This window comes from Sphingobacterium micropteri (genome assembly GCF_014692515.1).
Lineage (GTDB): Bacteria > Bacteroidota > Bacteroidia > Sphingobacteriales > Sphingobacteriaceae > Sphingobacterium > Sphingobacterium micropteri.
Window position 1 is genome coordinate 17,519 of record NZ_JACOIK010000012.1, and the last position, 23,647, is coordinate 41,165.

General features: G+C 39.9%; 21 protein-coding genes and 1 tRNA gene. 11 read left to right on the plus strand and 11 right to left on the minus strand.

What is annotated here, in order from left to right; translation table 11 throughout:
* Window positions 1-18 precede the first annotated feature (18 nt).
* The 3 genes from ligA to H8B06_RS16305 form a co-directional block, all read right to left on the minus strand.
* Window positions 19-2,043 carry an NAD-dependent DNA ligase LigA gene (ligA, locus tag H8B06_RS16295; protein ID WP_190995282.1) on the minus strand — a complete coding sequence of 675 codons (2,025 nt, stop codon included), beginning with the start codon at window positions 2,041-2,043 and terminating at the stop codon, window positions 19-21.
* Window positions 2,044-2,210: 167 nt separating this feature from the next.
* On the minus strand, window positions 2,211-3,281 hold the full coding sequence (locus tag H8B06_RS16300; RefSeq protein ID WP_317170944.1) for a glycosyltransferase family 2 protein: 1,071 nt from the start codon (window positions 3,279-3,281) through the stop codon (window positions 2,211-2,213).
* Window positions 3,242-4,108, minus strand: a complete 867-nt coding sequence (locus H8B06_RS16305) for a lysophospholipid acyltransferase family protein (protein ID WP_190995284.1) — start codon at window positions 4,106-4,108, stop codon at window positions 3,242-3,244. Before H8B06_RS16305 ends, H8B06_RS16300 begins: the two co-directional genes overlap by 40 nt.
* A 121-nt stretch (window positions 4,109-4,229) precedes the next feature.
* On the opposite strand from H8B06_RS16305, the gene H8B06_RS16310 reads away from it, so the two are divergent.
* The 3 genes from H8B06_RS16310 to H8B06_RS16320 all read left to right on the plus strand — a co-directional run bounded on the left by H8B06_RS16310 (window position 4,230) and on the right by H8B06_RS16320 (window position 6,447).
* Window positions 4,230-4,838, plus strand: coding sequence for a WbqC family protein (locus tag H8B06_RS16310; RefSeq protein ID WP_190995285.1), 609 nt, complete (start codon window positions 4,230-4,232; stop codon window positions 4,836-4,838).
* A 58-nt stretch (window positions 4,839-4,896) separates the two neighbouring features.
* Entirely contained in the window at window positions 4,897-5,559 is a 663-nt protein-coding gene (locus tag H8B06_RS16315; protein WP_190995286.1) for a hypothetical protein, read from the plus strand.
* 75 nt (window positions 5,560-5,634) lie between these two features.
* On the plus strand, window positions 5,635-6,447 hold the full coding sequence (locus H8B06_RS16320; protein WP_190995287.1) for an alpha/beta hydrolase: 813 nt from the start codon (window positions 5,635-5,637) through the stop codon (window positions 6,445-6,447).
* Here H8B06_RS16320 and H8B06_RS16325 read toward each other — a convergent pair.
* Window positions 6,401-7,000 (minus strand): sugar O-acetyltransferase, encoded by a 600-nt coding sequence (locus tag H8B06_RS16325; RefSeq protein WP_190995288.1) that lies wholly within the window; start codon window positions 6,998-7,000, stop codon window positions 6,401-6,403. The genes H8B06_RS16320 and H8B06_RS16325 overlap by 47 nt on opposite strands.
* A gap of 54 nt (window positions 7,001-7,054) precedes the next feature.
* Window positions 7,055-12,976 (minus strand): alpha-2-macroglobulin family protein, encoded by a 5,922-nt coding sequence (locus tag H8B06_RS16330; protein ID WP_190995289.1) that lies wholly within the window; start codon window positions 12,974-12,976, stop codon window positions 7,055-7,057.
* A gap of 109 nt (window positions 12,977-13,085) precedes the next feature.
* On the opposite strand from H8B06_RS16330, the gene H8B06_RS16335 reads away from it, so the two are divergent.
* Both H8B06_RS16335 and H8B06_RS16340 read left to right on the plus strand, forming a co-directional pair.
* Complete coding sequence (locus tag H8B06_RS16335) at window positions 13,086-14,540, plus strand: aminoacyl-histidine dipeptidase (protein WP_190995290.1); 1,455 nt, start codon at window positions 13,086-13,088, stop codon at window positions 14,538-14,540.
* 22 nt (window positions 14,541-14,562) lie between these two features.
* Window positions 14,563-15,351 carry a patatin-like phospholipase family protein gene (locus H8B06_RS16340; RefSeq protein WP_223857722.1) on the plus strand — a complete coding sequence of 263 codons (789 nt, stop codon included), beginning with the start codon at window positions 14,563-14,565 and terminating at the stop codon, window positions 15,349-15,351.
* Here H8B06_RS16340 and H8B06_RS16345 read toward each other — a convergent pair.
* Window positions 15,335-16,159, minus strand: coding sequence for an alpha/beta fold hydrolase (locus H8B06_RS16345; RefSeq protein ID WP_190995291.1), 825 nt, complete (start codon window positions 16,157-16,159; stop codon window positions 15,335-15,337). The two genes, H8B06_RS16340 and H8B06_RS16345, sit on opposite strands and share 17 nt — an antisense overlap.
* Before the next feature lie 167 nt (window positions 16,160-16,326).
* Here H8B06_RS16345 and H8B06_RS16350 point away from each other — a divergent pair.
* A tRNA-Arg gene (locus tag H8B06_RS16350) sits at window positions 16,327-16,400 on the plus strand.
* 48 nt (window positions 16,401-16,448) lie between these two features.
* Here H8B06_RS16350 and H8B06_RS16355 read toward each other — a convergent pair.
* From H8B06_RS16355 to H8B06_RS16375, 5 genes are all read right to left on the minus strand, one after another.
* A complete protein-coding gene (locus H8B06_RS16355) occupies window positions 16,449-16,634 on the minus strand; it encodes a hypothetical protein (RefSeq protein ID WP_190995292.1) in 186 nt (61 codons plus the stop codon).
* A gap of 267 nt (window positions 16,635-16,901) precedes the next feature.
* Window positions 16,902-17,468 (minus strand): ABC transporter ATP-binding protein, encoded by a 567-nt coding sequence (locus tag H8B06_RS16360; protein WP_223857723.1) that lies wholly within the window; start codon window positions 17,466-17,468, stop codon window positions 16,902-16,904.
* Window positions 17,465-18,379 carry a hypothetical protein gene (locus tag H8B06_RS16365; RefSeq protein WP_190995293.1) on the minus strand — a complete coding sequence of 305 codons (915 nt, stop codon included), beginning with the start codon at window positions 18,377-18,379 and terminating at the stop codon, window positions 17,465-17,467. Before H8B06_RS16365 ends, H8B06_RS16360 begins: the two co-directional genes overlap by 4 nt.
* Window positions 18,380-18,472: 93 nt before the next feature.
* Complete coding sequence (locus tag H8B06_RS16370; RefSeq protein ID WP_190995294.1) at window positions 18,473-18,772, minus strand: helix-turn-helix domain-containing protein; 300 nt, start codon at window positions 18,770-18,772, stop codon at window positions 18,473-18,475.
* 284 nt (window positions 18,773-19,056) lie between these two features.
* Window positions 19,057-19,734, minus strand: a complete 678-nt coding sequence (locus H8B06_RS16375) for a rhomboid family intramembrane serine protease (RefSeq protein ID WP_190995295.1) — start codon at window positions 19,732-19,734, stop codon at window positions 19,057-19,059.
* Between the two features lie 118 nt (window positions 19,735-19,852).
* Here H8B06_RS16375 and H8B06_RS16380 point away from each other — a divergent pair, with 118 nt between their 5' ends.
* The 5 genes from H8B06_RS16380 (at window position 19,853) to H8B06_RS16405 (ending at window position 23,559) form a co-directional block, all read left to right on the plus strand.
* Window positions 19,853-20,950 (plus strand): HlyD family secretion protein, encoded by a 1,098-nt coding sequence (locus H8B06_RS16380; protein ID WP_190995296.1) that lies wholly within the window; start codon window positions 19,853-19,855, stop codon window positions 20,948-20,950.
* A gap of 30 nt (window positions 20,951-20,980) precedes the next feature.
* Window positions 20,981-21,295: a DNA-binding protein gene (locus tag H8B06_RS16385; RefSeq protein ID WP_190995297.1), complete on the plus strand. Its 315-nt coding sequence runs from the start codon at window positions 20,981-20,983 to the stop codon at window positions 21,293-21,295.
* Between the two features lie 95 nt (window positions 21,296-21,390).
* Complete coding sequence (locus H8B06_RS16390) at window positions 21,391-21,528, plus strand: bacteriocin (RefSeq protein WP_190995298.1); 138 nt, start codon at window positions 21,391-21,393, stop codon at window positions 21,526-21,528.
* A 60-nt stretch (window positions 21,529-21,588) separates the two neighbouring features.
* The gene (locus H8B06_RS16395; protein ID WP_190995299.1) at window positions 21,589-22,695 is read left to right on the plus strand and encodes a hypothetical protein; all 1,107 of its coding nucleotides are present in this window, start codon (window positions 21,589-21,591) and stop codon (window positions 22,693-22,695) included.
* Window positions 22,696-22,974: 279 nt separating this feature from the next.
* Window positions 22,975-23,559 (plus strand): DUF3267 domain-containing protein, encoded by a 585-nt coding sequence (locus H8B06_RS16405; protein ID WP_190995301.1) that lies wholly within the window; start codon window positions 22,975-22,977, stop codon window positions 23,557-23,559.
* Window positions 23,560-23,647: the final 88 nt, after the last annotated feature.

Below are 23,647 nucleotides of genomic sequence, written 5' to 3' on the forward strand. Positions count from 1 at the left end.
TATTACGATATATATTATTTATGTATTCTGTTCAATCATTTCCATTATTTCCTTATCGGAGATAATGGGTATTTTCAATTTTTCTGCCTTGGCCAATTTTGATGGCCCCATTTTATCACCCGCCACCAAGTAATTCAGCTTTGCTGATATGGAGGATAACATTTTTCCACCGTGCGATTCGATAAGCGCTGCCAATTCTTCTCTGGAAAAATCAGCAAATACACCGGAAATAAGAAATGTCTTACCCGCTAAATTATCGCCCGCCAATACAACCTCCTGTTCTTCTATCTCAAACTGCAGCCCTGTTGCCTTTAGCTTATTAATTTCTTGTATATGCTGCTCGTCGTGAAGATAATAATAAACGCTCTCCGCAATCCTTATCCCAATATCTTGCACATTGGCGATGTCCTCTATATTAGCTTTCGCTAAGTTATCCAAACTTTTGAAATGCAAAGTTAATTTTTTTGCAATAGTTTCCCCAACATGACGGATACCTAGAGCGAAGAGTACCTTTTCAAATGGTTTATTCTTCGAATTCTCTATACCTGCCAACATATTTTCAATAGACTTTTCTCCAAATCGTTCGAGGGTTTTCAGTTCTTCCCGATGCTCCTTTAGGAAATAAATATCACTGATATTGTGCAACAGGCCGAGCGAATAAAAAGTCTCTATGGTTTCATTGCCCATACCTTGTATGTCCATCATTTTTCGGCCGATAAAGTGTTGTAACTTACCGACAATTTGTGGTTTACATCCGGTTTCATTAGGGCAATAATGCACCGCTTCTCCTTCTTGTCTTACGAGTGTAGTCCCACACTCCGGACATGCTGTTGGATATAAAATAGGGGAGGTGCCTACAGCACGCTTTTCATTGTTTACGCCAATTACTTTCGGAATAATTTCACCCCCTTTTTCAACGTATACTGTATCGCCCTCATGCAAATCTAACCGCGCTATTTCATTAGCATTATGGAGGGAAGCCCGTTTCACGGTCGTTCCCGCCAGTAGGACTGGTTCCAAGTTAGCTACAGGGGTAACTGCGCCGGTACGACCGACTTGATAGGTAATATTCTTCAATAATGTCTCTACCCGTTCCGCTTTGTACTTATAGGAAATGGCCCAACGTGGTGATTTTGCAGTAAAACCGAGTTCTTCCTGCTGGGCGTAATCGTTCACCTTGATAACGATACCGTCGATATCGTAGGTCAACTGATGGCGCATCTCCTCCCAGAAATTGATAAAAACCAATATTTCATCTATATTCTGACACAATTTCGTATGCTCACATATGGGAAATCCCCAACTTTTAACCGCTTGTATACTATCCCAATGACTGTCGAAAATTCGGTTTCGCTGGTCGGCATATAAAAAATAGAGAAAACAATCCAGGGGACGCTTAGCAACTTCTTTCGGATCTTGTAATTTTATGGTGCCCGACGCGAAATTGCGTGGATTCGCATAGGTTTGTTCACCGTTTTCCTCCCGTTTCTTATTTAATCTTTCGAAAGCCGCGTGATGCATAAATATCTCGCCACGTATTTCAAATAGGTCGGGGTAGCTATTCTTCTTCAAGGAATGGGGAATACTCCGGATTGTTTTGACGTTATTGGTAACCTCATCGCCCTGTGTGCCATCACCGCGGGTTACAGCGCGGACGAGCTTACCTTGCTCATACGTGATGGAAATCGAAAGGCCATCAAACTTTAGTTCACAGACGTACTGTACCTGATCTCCTACAATCTTGCGTACACGTTCGTCAAAATCACGCAATTCCTGTTCATTATAGGTATTTCCTAACGATAACATCGGCCACCGATGTTTTATGGTATTGAATTTATGCGTAATATCTCCGCCTACTTTTTGGGTGGGAGAGTTGGGATCCTTAAATTGCGGATATTGTTTCTCTAGCTCCTCTAATTCTTTCAGCTTGATGTCAAAATCGTAATCGGATATAAGGGAATTAGCCAACACATAATATTGATAATTATAGTCGTTTAGCTCTTGCGTTAGCCGCGTTATTTTTTCCTGAATATCTGCAAACATAGTGGACAAACTTAGTTATTACTTTTTTTCCCTCAAAAAAAGTAAACAAAAAAAATCGTCGCTGCGGATATTTGATATAATGGATAATGCTAAGGATAAATTTCTACATGTCTCAAACATCCGGAGGCGACATTCTAAGTTTAAAAAGGGACAGTACAGCAGAGGTATCATTCAAAAAAATCTCTGTTATTCAATTGCGAAAACTTCCGTATCTTATTTACATAAAAATCCCAAATAATAGACTTTTTATATAATCCGGTTCGATTTTCTTTTGTGGCGTAGCGTTTCCTCTTTTTAGCAGTCTTAAAGAGGTTGATAAAAAGGTATTGATGTGCTCTACTGATAGCCCAGGCATCGCGTGGCTTGCCATCCATCAGAAACTTAATTAAGGCCAGCAAATCCAACCATAAACGTACAAATATAACCCACCAGCAGGCGAAAAATCCCGCATTCTTTTGTACCATCAACAGGTTATTACGGAAGTTGAGGTAGGTCTTTTTAGGATTGCTTGTTTTTAATGTTCCTCCACCGACATGGTATACGGTAGAATCAGCTACATATCCTATTCGATAGCCCATCCGCTTAAGTCGCCAGCACAAGTCGATTTCTTCCATATGGGCAAAAAAATCGTCATCGAAACCACCAGATTCTCGCCATACATCGGCGCGGATAAATAAAGCGGCACCTGTCGCCCAGAAAATTTCCCGGTTATCATCGTATTGCTGCTGATTTTGTTCCACCTCGTGGAGTATTCTGCCCCGGCAGAAAGGATAGCCCAGTGTGTCGATAAATCCACCAGCGGCGCCAGCATGTTCGAAGGTACTCTTGTCATGATAGGCGAGAATTTTGGGTTGCGCGGCGACCATATCCGGTTCAGTTTCTAAATAATGAATCACCGGTTCGATCCAATTCGGCGTGACTTCGACATCGGAATTTAAAAGGACATAGTAATCTGCTTCCACATACCGTAATATCTCATTATATCCACCAGCGAAACCGTAGTTCTGATCGTTTTTAATGATTTTGATAGAGGGATACGTCTCGCGGACAAAGGCTACGGAATCGTCTGTAGAACCATTGTCACCAATAATAAACTCGATATTGGGATAGGTGCTATTATATACATAGGGAAGAAATTTCTCTAAGAAAAACTTCCCGTTCCAGTTCAAGATAACAACGGCGACTTTGGGATAATGTGTCATATTCTGCGTTTTCTTTTCCAACGTCTGTGTGTCCACAACCAATATTCTGGCTGTTCTTTAATGATTTGTTCCGTAAAACGATTATGCAGCTGTGTGATTTCATGCGTCTGATAATCGTCTGGGTGTTCTACCAAAGTGGTGAATTTACAAAAATAATGCCCGCGCTTTTCCTTGCGTCCAATATGGCAATAAACAATCGGATTTTTAGTTAGTCGAGCAATACGTTCGGTACCGGTATACACCAATGTTTCCTGATGCAAGAATTCCATGAAATAGTCAGAATCTTGATACGTTGGTGTTTGGTCGGCGACAAACATACTGATATGTGGGGTATTTTTTAATCGTACGATATGACGTAAAATTTGTTTCATGGGAACCATAGTCGCTCCGAAACGGCTGCGCAGTCCATTGTAAACCTCGTTGAAAGCTTCGTCATTAAGCGGTTTATAAATTACCAGCCGGGGATGATCTGTCATGAGCGATAAGCGATATATGCCCAATTCCCAATTTCCGTAATGTGCCGTTACACCGATAACACCTTTATTTTGCGCAAAATGTCGATATACCTCTTCCGGATTAAGGAGCTCTATGCGTCGTAACACCTGCTCCGCAGACATCGTTCGCATTTTAACCGCTTCGATCACTAAATCAGGAAAAAAGCGATAGAATTTCTTGGCTATCTGATACCGCTCACCGTCCGATTTTTCGGGAAAAGCATTTTTTAAATTGTCCAAGACTACATCTTTGCGATATCGAATAATATAGAAAAGAAGATAGTACAACCCATTGGATATACCATACAATACCCAGAACGGTAATAACGAGAGTATATATAGGGATACATCTATGCTTTTTTTCTTCATGAATACGGTCAATTCTCCAGAATAAGTTACAAATTTATATAAATCTCCGCTGCCAATAGGAACTTATTTTTAGCGGAAATTCCTGAAATAAGTTTAAATTTGTCTAAATTAGTTAAAATACATGGAATCACAGTTGCTTTTACCGGCTTTTTATTTACCTCCTGTCAGTTATTTTCATATTATCCAGCAAAGTGAACAGCCACTCCTAGTGGAGCGATTTGAACATTTCCCTAAGCAGACGTATAGAACGCGGACGAAGATAGCAACGGCAAATGGTGTTTTGGACCTTATTGTTCCGATTATACACGGGAGAAAAGAACATGTTCCGATGAAAGATATTCGGATTAATTACGAGTTTAATTGGCAACGTTTGCACTGGTTGAGTATCCAGACGGCCTATCGTAGTTCGGCTTATTTTGAATATTATGAGGACGATTTTGTGCGGTTTTACGAACAAAAGCATGATTTTCTATTCGATTTCAATATCGAACAACTACAACTGCTTTTGAAGTGCATGAAAATAAACCGTTCACTGGGATTCACGGAGGAGTATAGATCCCGTATAGAGCCTTTGGACTACCGGGAGGCTATTCATCCAAAGAAACCTAGTCTTTTAACGCACCCTGAACCATACTATCAGGTGTTTAAAGACAAGCATGGCTTTTTGCCGGATCTCAGTGTGGTGGATCTGTTGTTTAATCAAGGGCCGCAAAGTAAAAGTTACTTATAATCCCCTCGCAAAACATTTCGGAGTTGTTGATTGTTCTAAAGACAAATATATCCGCTTCATGAGAATTTTATTGACCTTTGTTTTGCTCTGTACAGGCTGTTTTATAGTCTCTGCACAAACAGAAGCAGATAGTTTGCACTATCGTAAGATTTACTATATGGGTGGAACGGGGCTCTCTTTTCCATTGGGGAAGTCAAAGAACGTACTGGGAACAAAGCTGTTTTCAGGGAGCGCCGGACTCGATATTGCATTAAAAGACAGTCGTTATTTTCTTAGTCCTACGCTCTACATGCTGACATTTCGTTATGATCAGCAACACAAGGATCCGAAACATAATTATATGATCGAGAATGGTCGTACGAATTTCTATATGCTTAGTCTGGCGGCGGGGAGAAGGCATCAATATAGACGGTTAAATACCTTTGCGTATATTGGGCCGGTAGCGGGATTGGTGGTAGAACCGAGAGGGAATGTTGTGCAGGAGAAACTACGGATGTCTAATAGAAATTCGTTAACGGCCGCCGCAAAGATTGGGATGGGTGCTGATTATAAATTTCCTGGTTTTTTCATTGGCGGAGAAATAGGCTATATGTATAATTTCCGAAAAATGGAGGGGACTTCTATACAGTTCTTAACGATTATGGTCGGATTAAAATCTGATATCACCAGTTTAAGTGAAAAGGTTACAGGCGTCATTGGTATCGATACCTATAAAGATTAATATCTATCTATTACGCCGTAAATTATCTTATTTTAGCCAAGTTTTCTTAACTTCATCATTCAATACAAATATACTATGAGACTTTTGATTTTACTTTTTATATCGCTGGGGATTGGCTCTATCGGCTATACACAGGAGATTCGTTATGAAACGGTTGAAAATATAAGCTATGTCGATGAAACGGCATCAGATTATGCGAAGGAACAATGTAAATTGGATATACATTATCCTACTTCGGGTGATAATGTACCGGTTGTACTCTGGTTTCATGGCGGCGGATTGACGGGCGGTGGAAAAGAAATACCTGCGTTTTTAAAAGAAAAGGGTCTTGTGATCGTCGGTGTAGGCTATAGATTTTCCCCAAAGGCGAAGGTAGAAGATATCATTCGGGATGCAGCAAAGGCAACATCCTTTGTAATGAAAAATGCCCGTAAATACCACGGAGATATCGATAAAATGTTTATTTCTGGTCATTCGGCAGGCGGTTACCTCGCGCTGATGCTAGCGTTGAACAAGACGTATTTAGCGGCAGAAGGCGTGGATGCGGACCAATTTGCCGGCATTATCCCATTCAGTGCACAAACCATTACGCATTTTACAGCGCGTAATGAACAGGGTATCAAGGAGGAGCAGCCGACGATTGACGAGCTAGCACCATTGTTTTGGGTACGGAAAGATGCTCCTCCTATCGTATTGCTGACGGGGGACCGTGAATTGGAAATGCTGGGGCGTTATGAAGAAAATGCCTACTTAAAACGGATGTTATCCATTGTTGGACACAAGCACACCACACTCTTGGAGTTCCAAGGATATAATCACGGCATGGTGTACCCTGGTCTTCCTATTTTACTCCAGGAAATAAAGCGGTTGTCCGATCCGCGTCAGTAATTTCCCGAATCACCCGGCAGGGATTTCCTGCCGCAACCACATTTTCGGGGATATTTTTGGTAACCACCGATCCCGAGCCGATCACGGTATTTTTCCCAATGGTCACACCGGGATTTATGACGGTATGCCCACCAATCCAGACGTTATCGCCAATAGCGATAGGTTTGGCAAATTCCCAACCGGCTGTACGAGGTTCTGGATGTACTGGATGCCCAGCAGTGAAAAGTGATACGTTTGGGCCTATCATCACATTGTCGCCAATATAGACAGGCGCACAATCGAGAATGATCAGATTGTAATTCGCATAGAAATTGTCACCCAGATATATATTGTAACCGTAATCACAACGAAACGGAGGCTCGATAAAAAAACGGCTGGTGGTCTTGCCAAATAGCTTTTTTAATAGTTGATTTCGTGCTTTTATTTTGGACGGTTCGAGATTGTTATACTGAAAGAGCTGTTCCTTGGCATGCTGGCGCTCATTCATTAGCTCTTTTCCCATGGCTTGGTATAACTCGCCCGCGATCATTTTTTCTTTTTCTGTTTTTTCCATTTTAATTAATTGTGCAATTCCTCTTTTAATATTCCATGTCGCATCAAACACAAACTACTCCGTCACCGTTATCTTCACACTATTTGACCGGGCACGCACAGCCGGATCATACATACATTCTACCGTTGTAATTCCCGATTGGAAAACACCGATATTGTTCGTCTTGACCTCATATTCGAATTCTTGTTTCCCTTTGGGTAAGTAATCAAAGAAGTAGTTTGTCGAAGCATCTTTTAGACTGAAATAATAACCCTGCCACCACTGATAGCCCGAAGGCCGGTAGACCGGTTCAACGCCCGATGGTCGTGCATCTTTGAGGTGTACATATTCCAAAGGACGGTCATTAATAACTGTTATTTTTACCTTGATTTTTTCCCCTAATTTGAACACGTCAGCTTCAACCCATTTACCTTGCCGTTCGACATAATATTGCTTCTGGACAGCGATAGCATTTGTTGAACTGCGGACTTCTTCCGCCGGAGCAAAATATTGGTGGACAACAGATCCATATATACGGCGGTTATTATTATTTTGAATGGAAACCGTTCGATTGCTTGACAACTCGTCTGCCTTAAAATCTTTGGTGGATTGTCCTAAAACGACGTTTTGAATGGATACTTCTTTTTGGTCTACCCAAATTTTGACACTATTATTCAAACTAAAATCCTGGGGGTCATTCGCGAGTAACAAGGCATATATAGCATCTACCGTAACCCAGGTACTACGCCAATGGTTCGCTTGTTTGTTGTAATAAATCCACTGCGTAATTTCATAGAGCTTACTTGGGTCATGTAGTTTGTATGCCTCTACCATGTAGCTGTGTAAGCTGATCGCGTTAAAACGTTTTTGGTTACTTTCCCAATACATACCTTTCTCTTTGTCGAGAATCACTTCTTGTGTGATGCGATTTTTGATTTCTTCCGATTGCTTGGCTTCGCCTAAAATTTGGTTGATAACCCAAGCCTTTGCCGCTATTCCCGCTGTATTTTGGGCTGTTACTTCCGGCGATGCCAGTAAATCGTTGCTCAGCTTTTTCAGGACAGCCTCATCCAATTTATAATACCCGTTCCAATAGTGTCTTGCGTATAGATAATCCAGTACTTGCATGGTATGACGCTTGCTATCGAATAGCGTGCTGTCCTTATCCAATGATGTTACCAGTTTTTGCATACTTTGACGCATCGTATTGCTCATAAGGGTATGATCGAGCTGAAGTACTTTACCTGTTATTTCAAGGATACGAATAGAGATGGCGGTATTGGATTTGCCCCCCTCAAACCAAGGGAATGCTCCATCGTTGAGCTGACTTTGGCTGATTTTTTTCTCTAAATCGTTAATGTCTGTTTGGATATCACTACCAAAGAGTTGCGCAATGGCTTTTCGTTTTGTTTCTTCACCTTGAATATCGCGAAGCCAAGGCATTTCTTCCATCATCAATTCGCTCAAAGAACTGTTTTCTGCTAATCTTCCTTTTATGTTTTCTTGATCGAGCCGCGCAAAATAATTAGATATGGCTGGATAATTTTTTTGGATATAGCGTGCCATCTGCAGGGCAAACCATTTACTGGTCGTCTGCTCAGTACATTCGTAAGGGTAATTTTTTAAATAATCCAATGCCGATAATATTTCCAGGATAGGATTGGTTTGTACTTGTACCTTAGCTTGTAAATTTTCCTTTCCGGCACTGTGGATTTGATATTCCTGTTGCTCGTCCGGCTTCAAAATGATCTTTTCGGTATCCGAAATCAATACCTTGTTTGGTAGGATGGGTAGTTCATGTTGCTCGCCATCCGAAAACTCAGCTGTAGCCGCAATGATCTTAATCTGTACGGTGGGATAACCAGCTGGTACTTTTAACTGCCACTCCACAATACTGTTGTTTTCAGCCGCTACGTTGAAGGCTTTCGTACTGTTCTCTCCAAGAAAGGCAGGTGTTATATGCTGGTTGTTTTGGGGATTGATAATCTCTATTCTAGCATTTCCCGAAAGTTTATTCTTGCTGATGTTTTGGATTTGGGCTTTTAGCGTAATTTGGTCGCCTTCGCGAAAATAGCGAGGTAGATTAGGGCGAACCATCAGCTGTTTTTGAGTCTGGGTGAAGAACGTAGCGGAACCTGCTTCTAAATTTTTTCCATGGGCAAAGAGCAGCAGTTTCCACCGGCTCAACGCTTCGGGACTATCAAATTCGAAAGAAACGTTTCCTTCCGAATCGGTGTATAGTTCCGGATAGAAAAATGCGGTTTCGTCCAGATTGGAACGTGCTTGCACCGCGTCCAGCTGAGCTTGTTTCTTTTGTCCATCCTTCGTGGTAATGAGAATCACGCCATTAGCACCACGAGAGCCGTACAAAGCTGTTGCAGAAGCGTCTTTTAGAACTTCTAAACTTGCAATAATACTAGGATCCAAAGTGCTGGAATCAAACCCATCCATGATTTCACCATCTACAACAAAGAGCGGGTCTCGCTGTCCTTCACTTGTTGCTTGCCCACGAATCATGATGTTGTCAGCTTCTCCGGCAACACTTCTGGATTGTAGCCCAGCAACGGCACCTGTTATATCTATTCTTCTTGGTTGTCCATAGCCGGTTACAACGACTTCATTCAGAACGCCTTCTGTACTTAAGAAGTAAGGGTATGCAGATAGTATGCCATAAGAATACACGACCGAAATATCGTTTCCTTGTGCAGCGTACCATTGCTGTTTGTTGAACATATCGAGGGATTGCTGTTTCTGTTGGAATTCGCGTAACAGATACTGGAAGTTAAGCTGGCCGTAATAAGGATAATTCAATGGTAATGCGGCCGGGAACGTATTGCTGGCGAACATATCCAATGCTGCGTCGTACATCGTAGCAAGTACTTCGGCTTGGGCAGCTTGGTCATTTTGTGTGACGGTGAAACGCCATTTTTCCGATTGCCCAGGTGTGATTTTGTCCCGAAATGTGGACGTTTTGATCGAGAGGGACTTATCACCACGTTGAATAGGTATGGATACCGATGCAATTGCCGCTTTGTTGTCAACGACGAGCAAGGCATTAAAAAACAAATTGGGTGAAATATGTTCCTTTTTCAAGATAAAGCTGTGTTGCGCTTTTCCTTTTTTCCAATCCAATAGTCTTGTTTCTGCCTTTTTAACGCCGTGGGCTTCGAATAGAAACAGTTTCTCAGCGTGGAGCACATCGGTTTCGAATGTAATCGTGACCTTATCGCCTATATTGTATTGCGCTTTGTCCAATTCGTAAACTAAAAACTCCGTTGCAGTAACTTTTCTTGTATTCGTTTTGTATAAGCTTACATTTGTTGAAGAGCGAATGTTGTTGCCCTCTTGAATGGTATGGGCTTCTATCCAATAATGTCCACTGGTAAAGAGATTCGAGTCAAGCCTGACCAAACTGGTATCCCTAGTGTCAAAATCGTAACTCGCCACCCGTGTTTTGGGGGCGTCCTTACCCCTATATAGCAACGACGGATCGAAATAATTTGGAAAATACTTTTGATACGCCTCGGGGGATAATGTATGGTATTCTACATCCTGGAAAAATCCTATATTTTCATCGGTTAAGGCAATTTTTGGTTCCATATCATATTTATAGATATCGACCTTTCCACTGAACTTGAGTGGTTGCCCATTTTGGTTGACCGTATGGATATGTATCTCTTTCCATTTTTTTTCTTCGATCCTATTTTCTGTCCGAATTTGGATGTTCCAAGGCTTCGTTGCGAAACGATAATTTCCGGATGCCGCTTGCATTTCTCCCGTTTGGTTGACGACCTCAGCAGAATATTGTAGGGTAAAATCGGTCAATCCGGTAAAAATACTATCCATCAAAGGGACGGCAATACGAAACTGACCTTTGTCGTCCACGGTGATAGTTGTGTCTGCGAAGGTGACCGTTTTACGTTGTGTGGTGTGATAGAAATTGACCTGGTAATGTACCGTAGCATCTACCAAAGGTACACCCGATAGCGTTTCAGCAAGTCCAGTAAAGAAAGCAGTATCTTGGCGCATGTATGTTTCTTTGTTGGTCTCAAAACTAGCTTTGAATGTTGGTCTCTTGTATTCCTCTACACGTATGCGTTGTGTATTTATTTGTTTGTTGTCGTGGAAAGCGACTATTCGAAAAGAGCCGGTCAATGTTTTACTAGGTAATTGAAATAAACCGTTGACGGAGCCAAAACCATTGGTGACCAATGTAAGCGAATCAATCTTTTGATTATTGGCGTCGTGCAGGAACAGTTGAATTTCTTGCTTTTCCAGTGTGCTTCCCAACAGGCTGTGGTCATTGTAAAGTATGCTCTTGAAATAAATAGTCTGCCCCGGACGATAGATAGCACGGTCGGTCATCGTTTGGATAACGGTATTGTTTTCCCGTACGTTACGGTTTTTCCGATAAACATGTGATGTGATATTGTTCAGTTCGCCCAAGTCTATAAATTGATTTTCATCGGGTAGAAACAGTACATAGTCATAAAGATCATAGCGGTCTTTTGCATAATTTGTTTTGTAGGTAAACTCTCCCTTATCATTCGTTCTGAATGTCTGAATCAACTCCGGGTCAGTATGGGTGCTCGTCTCGTAGAACTGTACTTTTTTCTTTTCATACGGGATTCCCGTCTTTCTATTGATTAGGAGGGTTTTATACCATTCTTGTTTGTCATTTTCTTCCGCTATAGTTGCCGATATAAATTGATCCGTGATGATAATGGTGCTTTCGACGACTTCGAGATAAAGGCCGTCATCTTGAAATTTCGAGTTATTGGCTAATAAGATCGTATAATTTCCGTAATGTAGCGGATTGAGCTTATAAATTGTTTTGTGCGCTTTATAATCGTCGATTTTTTTTAAAATAACCGTATCCTCATAAACTAATGTTGCATCGAGATTTACATTAAACGTTAGTGAATCGTATTTTACTTCATAGTTTTTGTAACGCTCGGGCCGATTGGTCGTATTGTATACACGAATATAAAGTGTATCCGCATTGCGGGCATTTATCTTTATCGGCGTGTACAATTGGGCAGGCGCAAACTTATCGTGGTTCAGTATAATATCGGTTTTTTTTATGTTATTAGACAGGTTTTTAACCTCCTTTATCCAAGGGGATTGCGGATAATGTGTTAATGCTCGATTGAGGTGTTTTAGGGCTTCTGTTGGATTTTGAAATTGTTGTGCCGAAGCGATTTGATACAGTAAATAGGCGTTGTAGTTGCTTTCCTGTTTGTCGATAATAGCTAAAAACTTAGGGAGTTCCGTCTTGATATTCCATTGCTGAATGGAGAGCCTGTAGCTCATAAGGTAAGCGGTAGCATCGTTATATTTTCCGGCTTTGTTCAACCGTTTCAATTCCTGTGTTAGCGATGCAACTTTTTCGTCTTGCTCATTGTTTGTGTTTTGCAGAAAATTAAGATAGTAATGCGCTAGGAAATGAAATAGGGTCGGCGTCAGCGTCAAGTTTTTTTGTTCGGCAAACATCCCTTTCCAATCATCGATTGACTCCTGTATGAGTAATTCTTTTGGAGCCAACGATAACGTAAAAAGTGAGTCGATTATTTTGTTCTTACCCGTATGATTTTGAGATAGGAATGGGTCACTGCTTTCAGAGAGGTATCGATGCAAATTATTATGCAGGTATTGTGCGTAAAAGCTCTGTAAAATAGCTTGTTCTACTTGATTTGCTGCTTTAATATGCTTTTCCAGGTGATTTTTAACCAACACAAAAGTACTGTCGTCGGTATTATTAATCCGTAGGGACAAATTTTCTGCTAATACGGCACGGATCCACTCTCCACTGTTTTTATTATGCTTTGCAGTCGCTTTGATTTGACGCAATAGGGGTAAAGTCTGTGCATAATTTTTTATATCGATTAAACGATGTACTTCGCGCCAGGTGTCAGCGGTAGCGGTGTCTTTCACAGGCCCTTGCGCAAGTGACAATAAGGGAAATAGACAGATTAGCAGCCAAATATATCTCTTCATGATGATACGGTATGTGTTAAATGTACGTATTTTTTCTGCTTTTTAAGAATTGATGCCTGAAAGAGGGGTATTCCATAAAATTCGTTAATTTTGAAAGAAAACAGTAAACATGATATTAGAACAAATAGAGCCCCAACCGGTTTGGCAATATTTTGAAGCGTTAAATGCCATTCCCCGGGCATCGAAGAAGGAAGAGCATGTTATTCAGTTTATGTTGGATTTCGGCGTCCGTTTAGGATTGGATACGATACAAGATAAGGTGGGCAATGTGATTATCCGTAAAGCGGCTACCGCTGGTATGGAAACCCGCAAGACGGTTGTATTACAATCACATTTAGACATGGTTCATCAGAAAAATAACGATACAGATTTTGATTTTGACGCGCAAGGAATTTCCATGTTTGTAGAAGATGGATGGGTCAAGGCACATGGCACTACACTCGGGGCAGATAACGGAATCGGTGTGGCGGCCATTATGGCTGTCTTGGCATCCGAATCTATCGCTCATCCCGCTATCGAAGCGTTGTTTACGATAGACGAAGAAACGGGAATGACGGGTGCAAAGGGATTGCAGGGTAATCTCCTAAAAGGTGAGGTGTTGTTGAATCTTGATACGGAAGACAATAATGAAATTGACATTGGCTGTGCAGGTGGGGTGGATGTGACGGCTCGTCGTACCTATATACCGGAAACAAGTGCGGCGGATTTGGTTTACTATAGGCTAACCGTTAAAGGGTTGCATGGCGGACATTCAGGGATGGAAATTCACAAAGGATTGGGTAATGCTAATAAAATAATTAACCGTTTATTGTATAGTTTATTACCGTTAGATATCCGGTTGTCTAGTATTGATGGAGGAGGATTACGCAATGCTATCCCAAGAGAAAGTATGGCCATCTTCGCTGCCGAAGAAACAACAACGGAGCTGCTTTTATCGGTAATAGAACAAGAAAGCGCAGCAATAAAACAAGAATTTGCAGGTGTTGATGAAATGCTTGAAATTACGTTGGAACGTTGTGAAAAACCATCTGATGACGTGTTGCCGATAGCGGTGCAGACAAAATTGATTCAAACGCTCTATGCGGCACCAAATGGTGTTTATCGCATGAGTGCTGATTTCGATAATCTGGTGGAAACGTCCAATAATATAGCGCGTGTCAAGGTAGGGAAGGGAAAGATTTCTGTCAAATGTCTCACGCGTTCTTCGGTGGAATCATCAAAAGTTGATTTAGCAAACACCTTAAAATGTTGCTTCGAACTAATGGATGCGGAGGTTACCTTCTCCGGTGATTATCCGGGCTGGACACCAAACCCCGATTCGAAAATCTTGGACGTGCTCCGATCAACCTACACGAGTTTATTCGGCGAAGAACCCCATGTTGTCGCTTGCCATGCGGGATTGGAGTGTGGCATATTAGGTAGTCACTACCCCGATATGGATATGATCTCGTTCGGGCCGACCATTTTAGGAGCGCATTCTCCACAAGAGCGTGTATCCATATCGTCCGTTCAGAAGTTTTGGACGTTTTTATTAGCGATATTGAAGGAGGTACCGGTTAAATAATCTTAGTGCTGATCTGTAAATAATGATGCTAAAAAGACGAAAGAAAGTTTCCTTGGTGCTGGGGGGAGGTGGTGCTCGAGGTATCGCCCATATTGGTGTTATCCAATGGTTGGAAGAGCAGGGTTACGAAATTGACGAAATTGTTGGCTGTTCCATCGGCGCGCTCGTAGGTGGTGCATACGCTAGTAACCGCCTGCATGAACTGGGAGAGTGGATGAAAACGCTGACCCGGGGACAGGTTTTCAAATTAATGGATTTTACCAATCCACGCTATGGTCTGTTGAAAGGTGAGCGCGTTTTGAATACGTTGCATGAGGTGTTTGACGACGTCAACATAGAGGATTTGGCATTAACCTATACGGCTGTCGCCACTGATCTGGAAAATGAACAGGAAGTGGTGTTCCGTAAAGGAAGTATTTATGCAGCGATACGGGCTTCTATCGCTATTCCAGGTGTTTTTACTGCGGTAGCGGCCGAGAATAGTTTTTTAGTGGATGGAGGGGTTTTAAATCCGCTGCCACTTAATCATGTAGCTAAAAAAAGAAACTTAACCATTGCCGTAAACTTGGATGGGATGCCTATTAAAGATAAAACAACGGTCACCCAAAATTTTACGGCGCGAACGTTATTGTTGGCATCGTATTATGCGATGCGACGTCAATTAAGTACCTTGATGTTAGCGCTGCATGAGCCCGATTATACTGTCTCTGTGCCGCATAATGCTGCCGATATATGGGAATTTCACCGTTCTGCTGAATTGATCGATATGGGCTATGAATTAGCACGCAGCGTAATTAAACCCCGTCCATAAATTCGTTGATCACCCGATTAAATTCTTCTGGTGCTTCCAGATTGGGTAAATGTCCACATCCGGCAATTTCTTTAAATCGGGCATTTGGAATAGCCTCTTCTAAATCCTTCATATCCTGAGCGGAAGTAATCCGGTCGTCACTACCGCGTATCAGGAGCGTAGAAACGCTGATGTCTTTTAAAGTGTCGCTGGTGTCTGTTCTGGCAGCTAGTGCCAACAATGTAGAACAGATGCTCCGCACGCTGTTTCGGCGAATGGCACTTTTAATATACTCGACTGCTTCCGGTTTTTCTTGTATACTATGTGCTGAAAATATATTTTCTACGAAACCAATAGAGAATGGTCGGCGCCCGTGGTTAAGAACGGCTTGTATACTATCAAATCGTTTTTGTTTTCCGGCATTGGTATCCGCTTTGCTATGCGTATCGGCTAAAATGAGACCCGATATCTTTTCGGGAAATAGTTGGTAGGCACGCAGCGCAATATATCCACCCATGGAAATGCCACATAACGTCGCTTGTTCGACATCCAGTTTCTCCATAAATACCCTTATATCTTTTGCAAAAACATCGATAGAAAAAAAGCTATGTCCGCTCGTTGAGAGACCATGTCCACGAATATCTAATGCGATTCCCGTAATATCTTCAGGCAATGTCTGCAATTGGTCGCGCCACATATTTTTATTAAAAGGGAACCCATGTAAAAATATAATGGTTTTGGATGATGTAGTCGTTGATTTTTTAATATAATAGGAGATGCTGATATCTCCAATGCGGATTTTATTGCTTTTTATTAAGCGTTCGGTCATGTTGATAAATTTAATACGAATGTAATTATTTTTTAATCAGCAATATACATACCATTGCTACATTTAGCGTATCTTTTTTCTCAAAATAATTTGGAAAAAAGGAAAAAGTGGCGATATTTGCATCACCAAAAACAACAAACAATTGTTGTTATCGACATAAAAAGTCCGCGCTTGTAGCTTAATTGGATAGAGCACCTGACTACGGATCAGGAGGTTAGGGGTTCGACTCCCTTCAAGCGCACTTTTTTTCTCACCTTGATTATCTTTATTTTATATTTCAGAATCGAGTTTACGCCGCGTCCTTTGTATTTTTTACAAGACCTATTCCGGAGAAGAAAAAGATTAACGCAATAACACCGATAACAGTGAGTGATATATAATCGGTATTTTGGTTAATCAGTTCGTAGCCCGTGTAGATTAATCCAATAATACCTAAAATAGTTAGTATCGTTCCAAATATCCGTTTTACATTCATGGTTTCGTTTTTTGATATTTAAACAATATTTATGCCCGAAAGGTTTTTATCGCTAGCTGATAAAACGATGACCCACCGGTAATTTTTTCCAAAAATAGTTGATAGCATCATATACTACCTGCTTCTACTTTAGATCCGATTGGTTTTGGTATTTTATAGTGGAAAGATATCATTTGAGTTTTTATGTAATAATTCGTCTGTAATTTGACGTTGCAATTCGGGGAAGCTCTCCTTATTCGCAAAGACACTAAACTTACCGTTGCTTAATTACGTAATCGAATCACAAGTTTCGGCTAATGAGCCAAAAATATGGGAAGATAGGATCACCGTCCGGTCTTTAGCACGTAAACGGTGGATAATATCTGTTAATAGAAGGCTGCTTTGAAAATCCAGCCCATTATAAGGTTCGTCGAGAATATATATATGGTTATTTTGCAATAGTACGCCCAAAATCCCCAGCTTCTTTTTCATACCAGTCGAATAACTGCTTACGTATTGATCTAATGGTAGGTCAAAAATATTCTGCTCGTTGAGGTTCCGCGGTTTTTTATTACGAGCTTCCATCAGTAATGCAAGATATTCTTTACCTGTAATTTTAGGAAGAAAAAAGATTTCGGAAGGGAGATAGCCGATGTGGTCTTTGAGTGGCTGAAGGTCAGCGGTAATATACCCGTCATATTTTTCCATTCCCGCTAGGCAACGGAAAAATGTAGTCTTACCGGCGCCATTAGCGCCCACAATTCCATAAACTTTGCCTGGTAAAAAATCGACATGTAAATCTTTTAAAATCTGATATTTACCATAAGATTTATGTAGGTTCCGGATCGTAATCATAAATATTGTTTTAGGTTTTGAATAGCTTTTTTATAATAATAGGGGTAGGCTGCTACTAAAAGTATGGGGATCATGACGATGATCATACATGCAATGGTTTCCGTTATTCCGATACGACGTGGATAAGCGGCATATTTCATCAAGATTACGAGTATGAGCAACAATAGTCCACTAACCCAACAAAGAATTCCCCAAAGAAATATAGGCATACCAAATAGCAGCAATAATAAGATGAATGGTGCAATTAATATGCTTAACTGGATGCTTCCTGTACGTATTTTATATGTAATAAAACGGGATGCTGACAGGGCGTTATTCCATACGATATATTCATCTTCGATAATGTCGTAAGCACCTAAAGCCATTAAAACAGTAATCCCTAATAATACTACTGGAAGATTAATATTGTCAAAATATATACTTATACCCGCAAGTGCATAACAGATAACCAATAGCAACCAAAGGCGACGGAATAAAATAATAAACTCAAATGCCGAACTACGAAAGGGGGTTGGTATATTCCGGGTTTCTATCCTTTTAATGGAAATAATGGTAAATACCATACCCAATAAAAGAAGGAGTATGATTAGCAACCACTCTCTTTCATAAATAGCTATGGGTATAAAGGGTAGAATACAACCTATATTTTCAGTAGATCTTATTGTCAAGAACCCTTGTCTTGTAAATATATTTTTAAGAAAATCGGTTCTGTCCCTATTGGCCAGCTTGTACAATAGGGAAATAGATACATACCCGAGTATCCAAGGAGCGTACTGCGGATATTTTATCGCAACGGCAAACAAGGCAATGTATAATAACAGGCATAGCAATAGACCGACTATAAAAGGAAACCCAATATCTTCTATTTGACGCCGGAATATAGCATATTGCAGACGAAAGTAGTATTTCATTGTTGCAAGTTATCAAAATCGTTGATTTTATTGTTGTTAGCAAGTAGACAATTTAGAGAGATAACGGCATAATTTAATTTCCGTAATACACCATCATCGGTTTCGACTATGAAACAATTTACTAAAGAAAATTTTGAGGTATTGCCATGCTAATCCAAATATATTTTCTCCAGTGATGTCCGAAGCTAGGGATGGCGGTAACAACTCATAAACACTAAGTCCGAAATAATTAGCAATAGTATACACCTGTTCCACTTTCAGCTTGGTCTCATTACGCTCTATTTTCGAGTAGGCTGCTTGTGATATATTGAGTTCAAAAGCCACTGCCTCTTGGGAAATTTTCAATTCCTCACGTTTCCTACGGATATAATCTCCTAAATGCGACGACGCCATAAAATAATATCTAAAACAAATTATTTCTTTAATCAATACGGTTTTATAACCTAAAGTTATGGGAAATTTCTCTCTTATAACGCTAGGTTTTAAAGTACAACCTCTGGTTGTGGTATACAGACAAGCTTTCCTTCAATTTTGCTCAAGTTAAAATTAATAAAAAATATGGAAAGTAAAGTTAAGGAACCAAAATTAGTTGATTTAACAACAAAGGAGCAGGTAAAAATCGATGGCGGGAGTCAAAGGAAAGATGCTAAACAAAGAGCTTATTGGGAAGCATTATGTCAATTTCTTAGAATCTGAAATTGTCCAGAAAAAGCGTCGATAAACTCAAATAGCGATTCATTACGAACTAATAAAGCCAATAGTGATCCAATAAGATATCCTATTATATGTAGTGTTCGATTAATTCTCAATTGCTTCACGAAGGATAACAACACAATTATGATAGAGACATACAACCAGTATTGGCTTGCATTTTTGATCAACGGTATAAATAAATGATCAATTTCTTGAAGAGGAAAAAAGAGAAACGAAAAACCGAAGAGCCCAAAAGAAAGTCCAGATGCCCCGACAGAGGTAAAAAGAAAATTCATTCTTTCTTTCCATATCTGAGCGATATTTGGAATTGCAATTATCGCTATAGTAAGTATCGGCGTGACGAGGTCTGCATAGAAAAGACCTCGTTCTTGTCTAAGATTTCCATACACATCGTAAAGAAGTCCTTGTACAGCTATACAATTAAACAGCAAATGAAACCAATTACGGTGAACGAATGCGGAGGTAAGTATGGTATGTAAACGTTTACCTCTGTAAACTTCGTAAGGATGCAACAACAAAGCATGGAAGTAAGGTTTATGATAGAACCCAATAACACTGCTTACGAGCATAATCGGTACGATTATATAGGAATAAGGTGCTTCTTTAAATGTCGGGAAAATTTCAAAAAAGGACATGCTCATCTTTAATTATCAAAGAGAAAGATAATGCAAACTATTTTAAAATACAACTACAGGTTGTGGCGAATATGTATTAACCTGCCGAAATTTGCATTAACACCATTTAAAATATTAAAGGATTATGAAGAAAACAACAATTATCTATCAATGCTTGTTGCTTGGGGTTATACTCCTGTTGATTGCGTTGCCTTTGGTAAAAGTACCCATCTCGGTCTCTGCGAGAGGTACAATACGCCCCAACCAAGAGAATACAAAAATTATTTCACTAGTTAGTGGGCGTATTGTTATGTCAGCACTGTACGAAAATAATCAACTTGTTCATGCAGGCGACACTTTGCTGATCGTCACGTCAGAAGCACTGTACAGCAAAAAAGACCACCAACAGCGTCTACGTAGTGATTATGAAGCCCAACTTCGTGATTTGGATTACCTTATTAATCAGAACCCCACAAATGTACAAACCGGTCTTTATCGGATGGAATGGTCTGCTCTGCAACGGAAGATTGCCGAAGTGCAGACGCAGATTACATTAGCTAAAAAAGAACTTGACCGTAACAGTATATTATATAAGGACGGCATCATCTCCTTGGCTGAGTACGAAAAAAGTGTATACCAGCATGAGCAATTAGAGGTGCAACGAAATGCATTAAAAGAACAGCAATTTGCTGTTTGGCAAAGCAAAAAACGGGAATTGGAGCAACAACTCATCTCGTTAACGTCTGATGTAGCAGCAATAGAAATTGAAGAGGATAATTACATCGTAAAAGCACCGATAACAGGACGCGTGACGAACATACAAGGTTTTCAAGCCGGCAATTATTTAATTCAGGGACAACATCTGGCAGATATTTCGATTGAAGAATCGCTGGTTGCGGAATGCTTAGTCCCGACTTCCGCAATTGGTTTTATCCATTCGGGACAATCGGTAAAATTTCAGATCGATACTTATCATTATAACCAATGGGGGATGCTGGAAGGTAAGGTACATGACATTAACAATAACCTATTGGCGAATGAACAGACCGGTGAGTCTTTTTTTATCGTACGCTGCCAATTAGATCAGAAATATTTGTCACTGAAAAATGGGTATCAAGCAGAGGTGGGTAAAGGAAATACCTATACAGCACGGTTTTACCTCACCGACAGAACGCTATGGCAATTGCTGTTTGACCGAGTAGACGATTGGTTTAACCCTAATCTGAGGGATCAACGTGGATAATGAAGACAAGGACAAAACGAGGAAATAAATATGACTGTTTTCAAATACATAGATCGAATTAATTTGCTGGATAAGCTTATTCGGCAACGAAGGACGGGGACACCTTTGGAATTAGCTAAACGGTTAGGGATTTCGGTATCACGGTTGTATGTGATACTTGACGACCTAAAAGACCGAGGAGCACCGATTGGTTATTCCAGACAATCGTTGACATATTATTATGAATATGAATTTTCTATTTCTATCTCGGTGAAAATAGAAATACTGGATGATAGCAAGCTTCGTCATATTTCTGCCGGACAGAGACATTTTTCAAATATTTTATTTACTACTTTTTTTGTGTAGTGAGCGAAGGTAATTTAGTAATGTTGATCAACGAAAGCAGGTTTCCGAAAAGGCTTGGTAATAGAGTAGGAACTAATTTTATTATTTAACAAAAAATGAATAATTTAGATTTCAAGAAAATTGGCGTTCAAGAGTTGAATACTAAAGAGATGAATGAGATTGAAGGTGGTGCATTGATTCGAATCAATGGTTTGTTTACTTGGCTTTATGAAGCAATAAAAAGTATTTTCTAATGGTCACCGCGAAATGGTGGGAAATCCCACCATTTCCATTTATTATTGCAATCGAAAATAATGAACATCAAATTTATCATGATATCAATCTGTTTGCTAGCATCTATATGGAGCAGAGCACAAATTTGTTTTGTCGATTCGGAAAGTAAATTGCCTATTCCCGCACTAAACATCTATCATGAAACGGGAACGCTGATCGGGTTTACAGATAAAAACGGCAACCTGCAATTCCTTGAAGGAGTCGATAAAAATAGTATATCATCGGTAAAGATTACCGCGCAACATATCTCTTATACGACGAAAGATATCACGTTGTCAACGTTGGATAAACAGCAAGTGTACAAAATGACACCGAGAGCGACTGTCATTGAAGACATCGTTGTAAATGCGAAATCTAAGGAAATTATTGTGCTGAAAGGATATTATCGTTCATTGGAAACCTTCAACTTGCAACATAAATATTTTTCTGATGGCATAGTTGAATTTTATATTCCTTTAGTAAAAGGAAAACCTAAATATAAACTGATTGATTATCGTATTTTTCTAGACTCTGCTGTCGTCGTCGATTATGATTCTAAAATGGGGCCTTTCTTCCAGATCCCTAGGATTACGGAAATGGACAATGAAACTCTTTCAAATCGACTGGTCGAATTGACTCAAGAAAACAACGGTACGAATCGAGTGCACTTAAAAAAGGACGGAAAGGAAGTTGGATATCTTACAAAATCGACTGATGGAGGTAACTTACAATTTTATATAGACAAGGTACTACCCGATACCGTTGTGAAAGAAAAACTCTTTAGAATAGAGGCTCGTACCTTACAAAAGGTGCACATAGAAAATTATGCGTCAACAATGGTAGATCATATAACACCTTTTGATCTGACCTCTATCTATCAAAATATAGTCGCAACGATTAAGCGTAAGTCTGAGTACGGTCATTTACCTTATGAAGCTCTCAATGAATTTTATGTATTAGAACGTCGATATATTAGTTCGAAAGAATATAAATCCATTGAGAAGAACCTGACTAAAAGTATTTATAAAACGCCGAATAAAAGTAGTTATTCGACACGCTATTGGGAATACTTAGGAATGTCTGATATACCGGCTATACCTACGGGTTTAAAGGTTAGTCTAGGTGATTCCATGCGATTAGTTGAGTAAATAGTTCCAAATCATCCCAGTAAAGAGTCACTATGGTCATTTTACATATTGTTTATGCTATAATTACACTCATTAACGTGGTGCAGGTTTTTATACTGATTAAAAAGAAATGGCAGAAAAGAAAAATACAAAAAGCTTAGTGTATATTGTTTTACTAGTGTTGGTTTTGATCCTTCTAGCCTACTATTTTGGTTGCCTGATAGGGAAAAAAGCCGCTGAGCGACACAACCTTATGGAAATTATTGAATAGTTTTTACTGTCTCATATTAAAAAATATTAATGAACCAAGTTACATTAAAAAATTACACTAAAGAAGCTCGCTTAATAAATCTCTACAAGGCTAATGCTTTCTCTCTCCTTTTTTTTATTCCTGTTATTCTAATATACGGTGTTCCCTTTTATCTTATATGGGGAAGACAAGACTATATTGAAATTATGAGAGGCTATTTTGATGGGAATTCTGTACATCTTGCTATTGCAATCTTGCTCGTTACCGTTCTGGGTATCGTCCTACACGAACTCATCCATGGTATTACATGGGCAATCTTTGCCAAGAGAGGCTTTAAATCTATTAAATTTGGGATTATCCTAAAGATGATCACTCCTTATTGCCACTGCAAAGAGCCGCTGACAACAAAACAATATATTACAGGCGCAATTACACCATCTATTATCCTCGGTTTCATACCAGCTTTAGCATCCCTTGTGATGGGTAGCTTTCCTTTGCTGATATTCGCTATATTTTTCACTGTTGGCGCAGCGGGGGATTTCATGATTATCAGATTGATGTTGAAAGAAGATCAAAACAGTCTCGTCTTAGACCACCCATCTGAAGCCGGATATTATGTTTTTGTTAAGAATTGACAAATCCTTATCTGCAATATCCAAAATAAACCTGCTTTGGTCACTTTCCAAATTAAATATTTTAAAATACAACTGGAGGTTGTGGTAG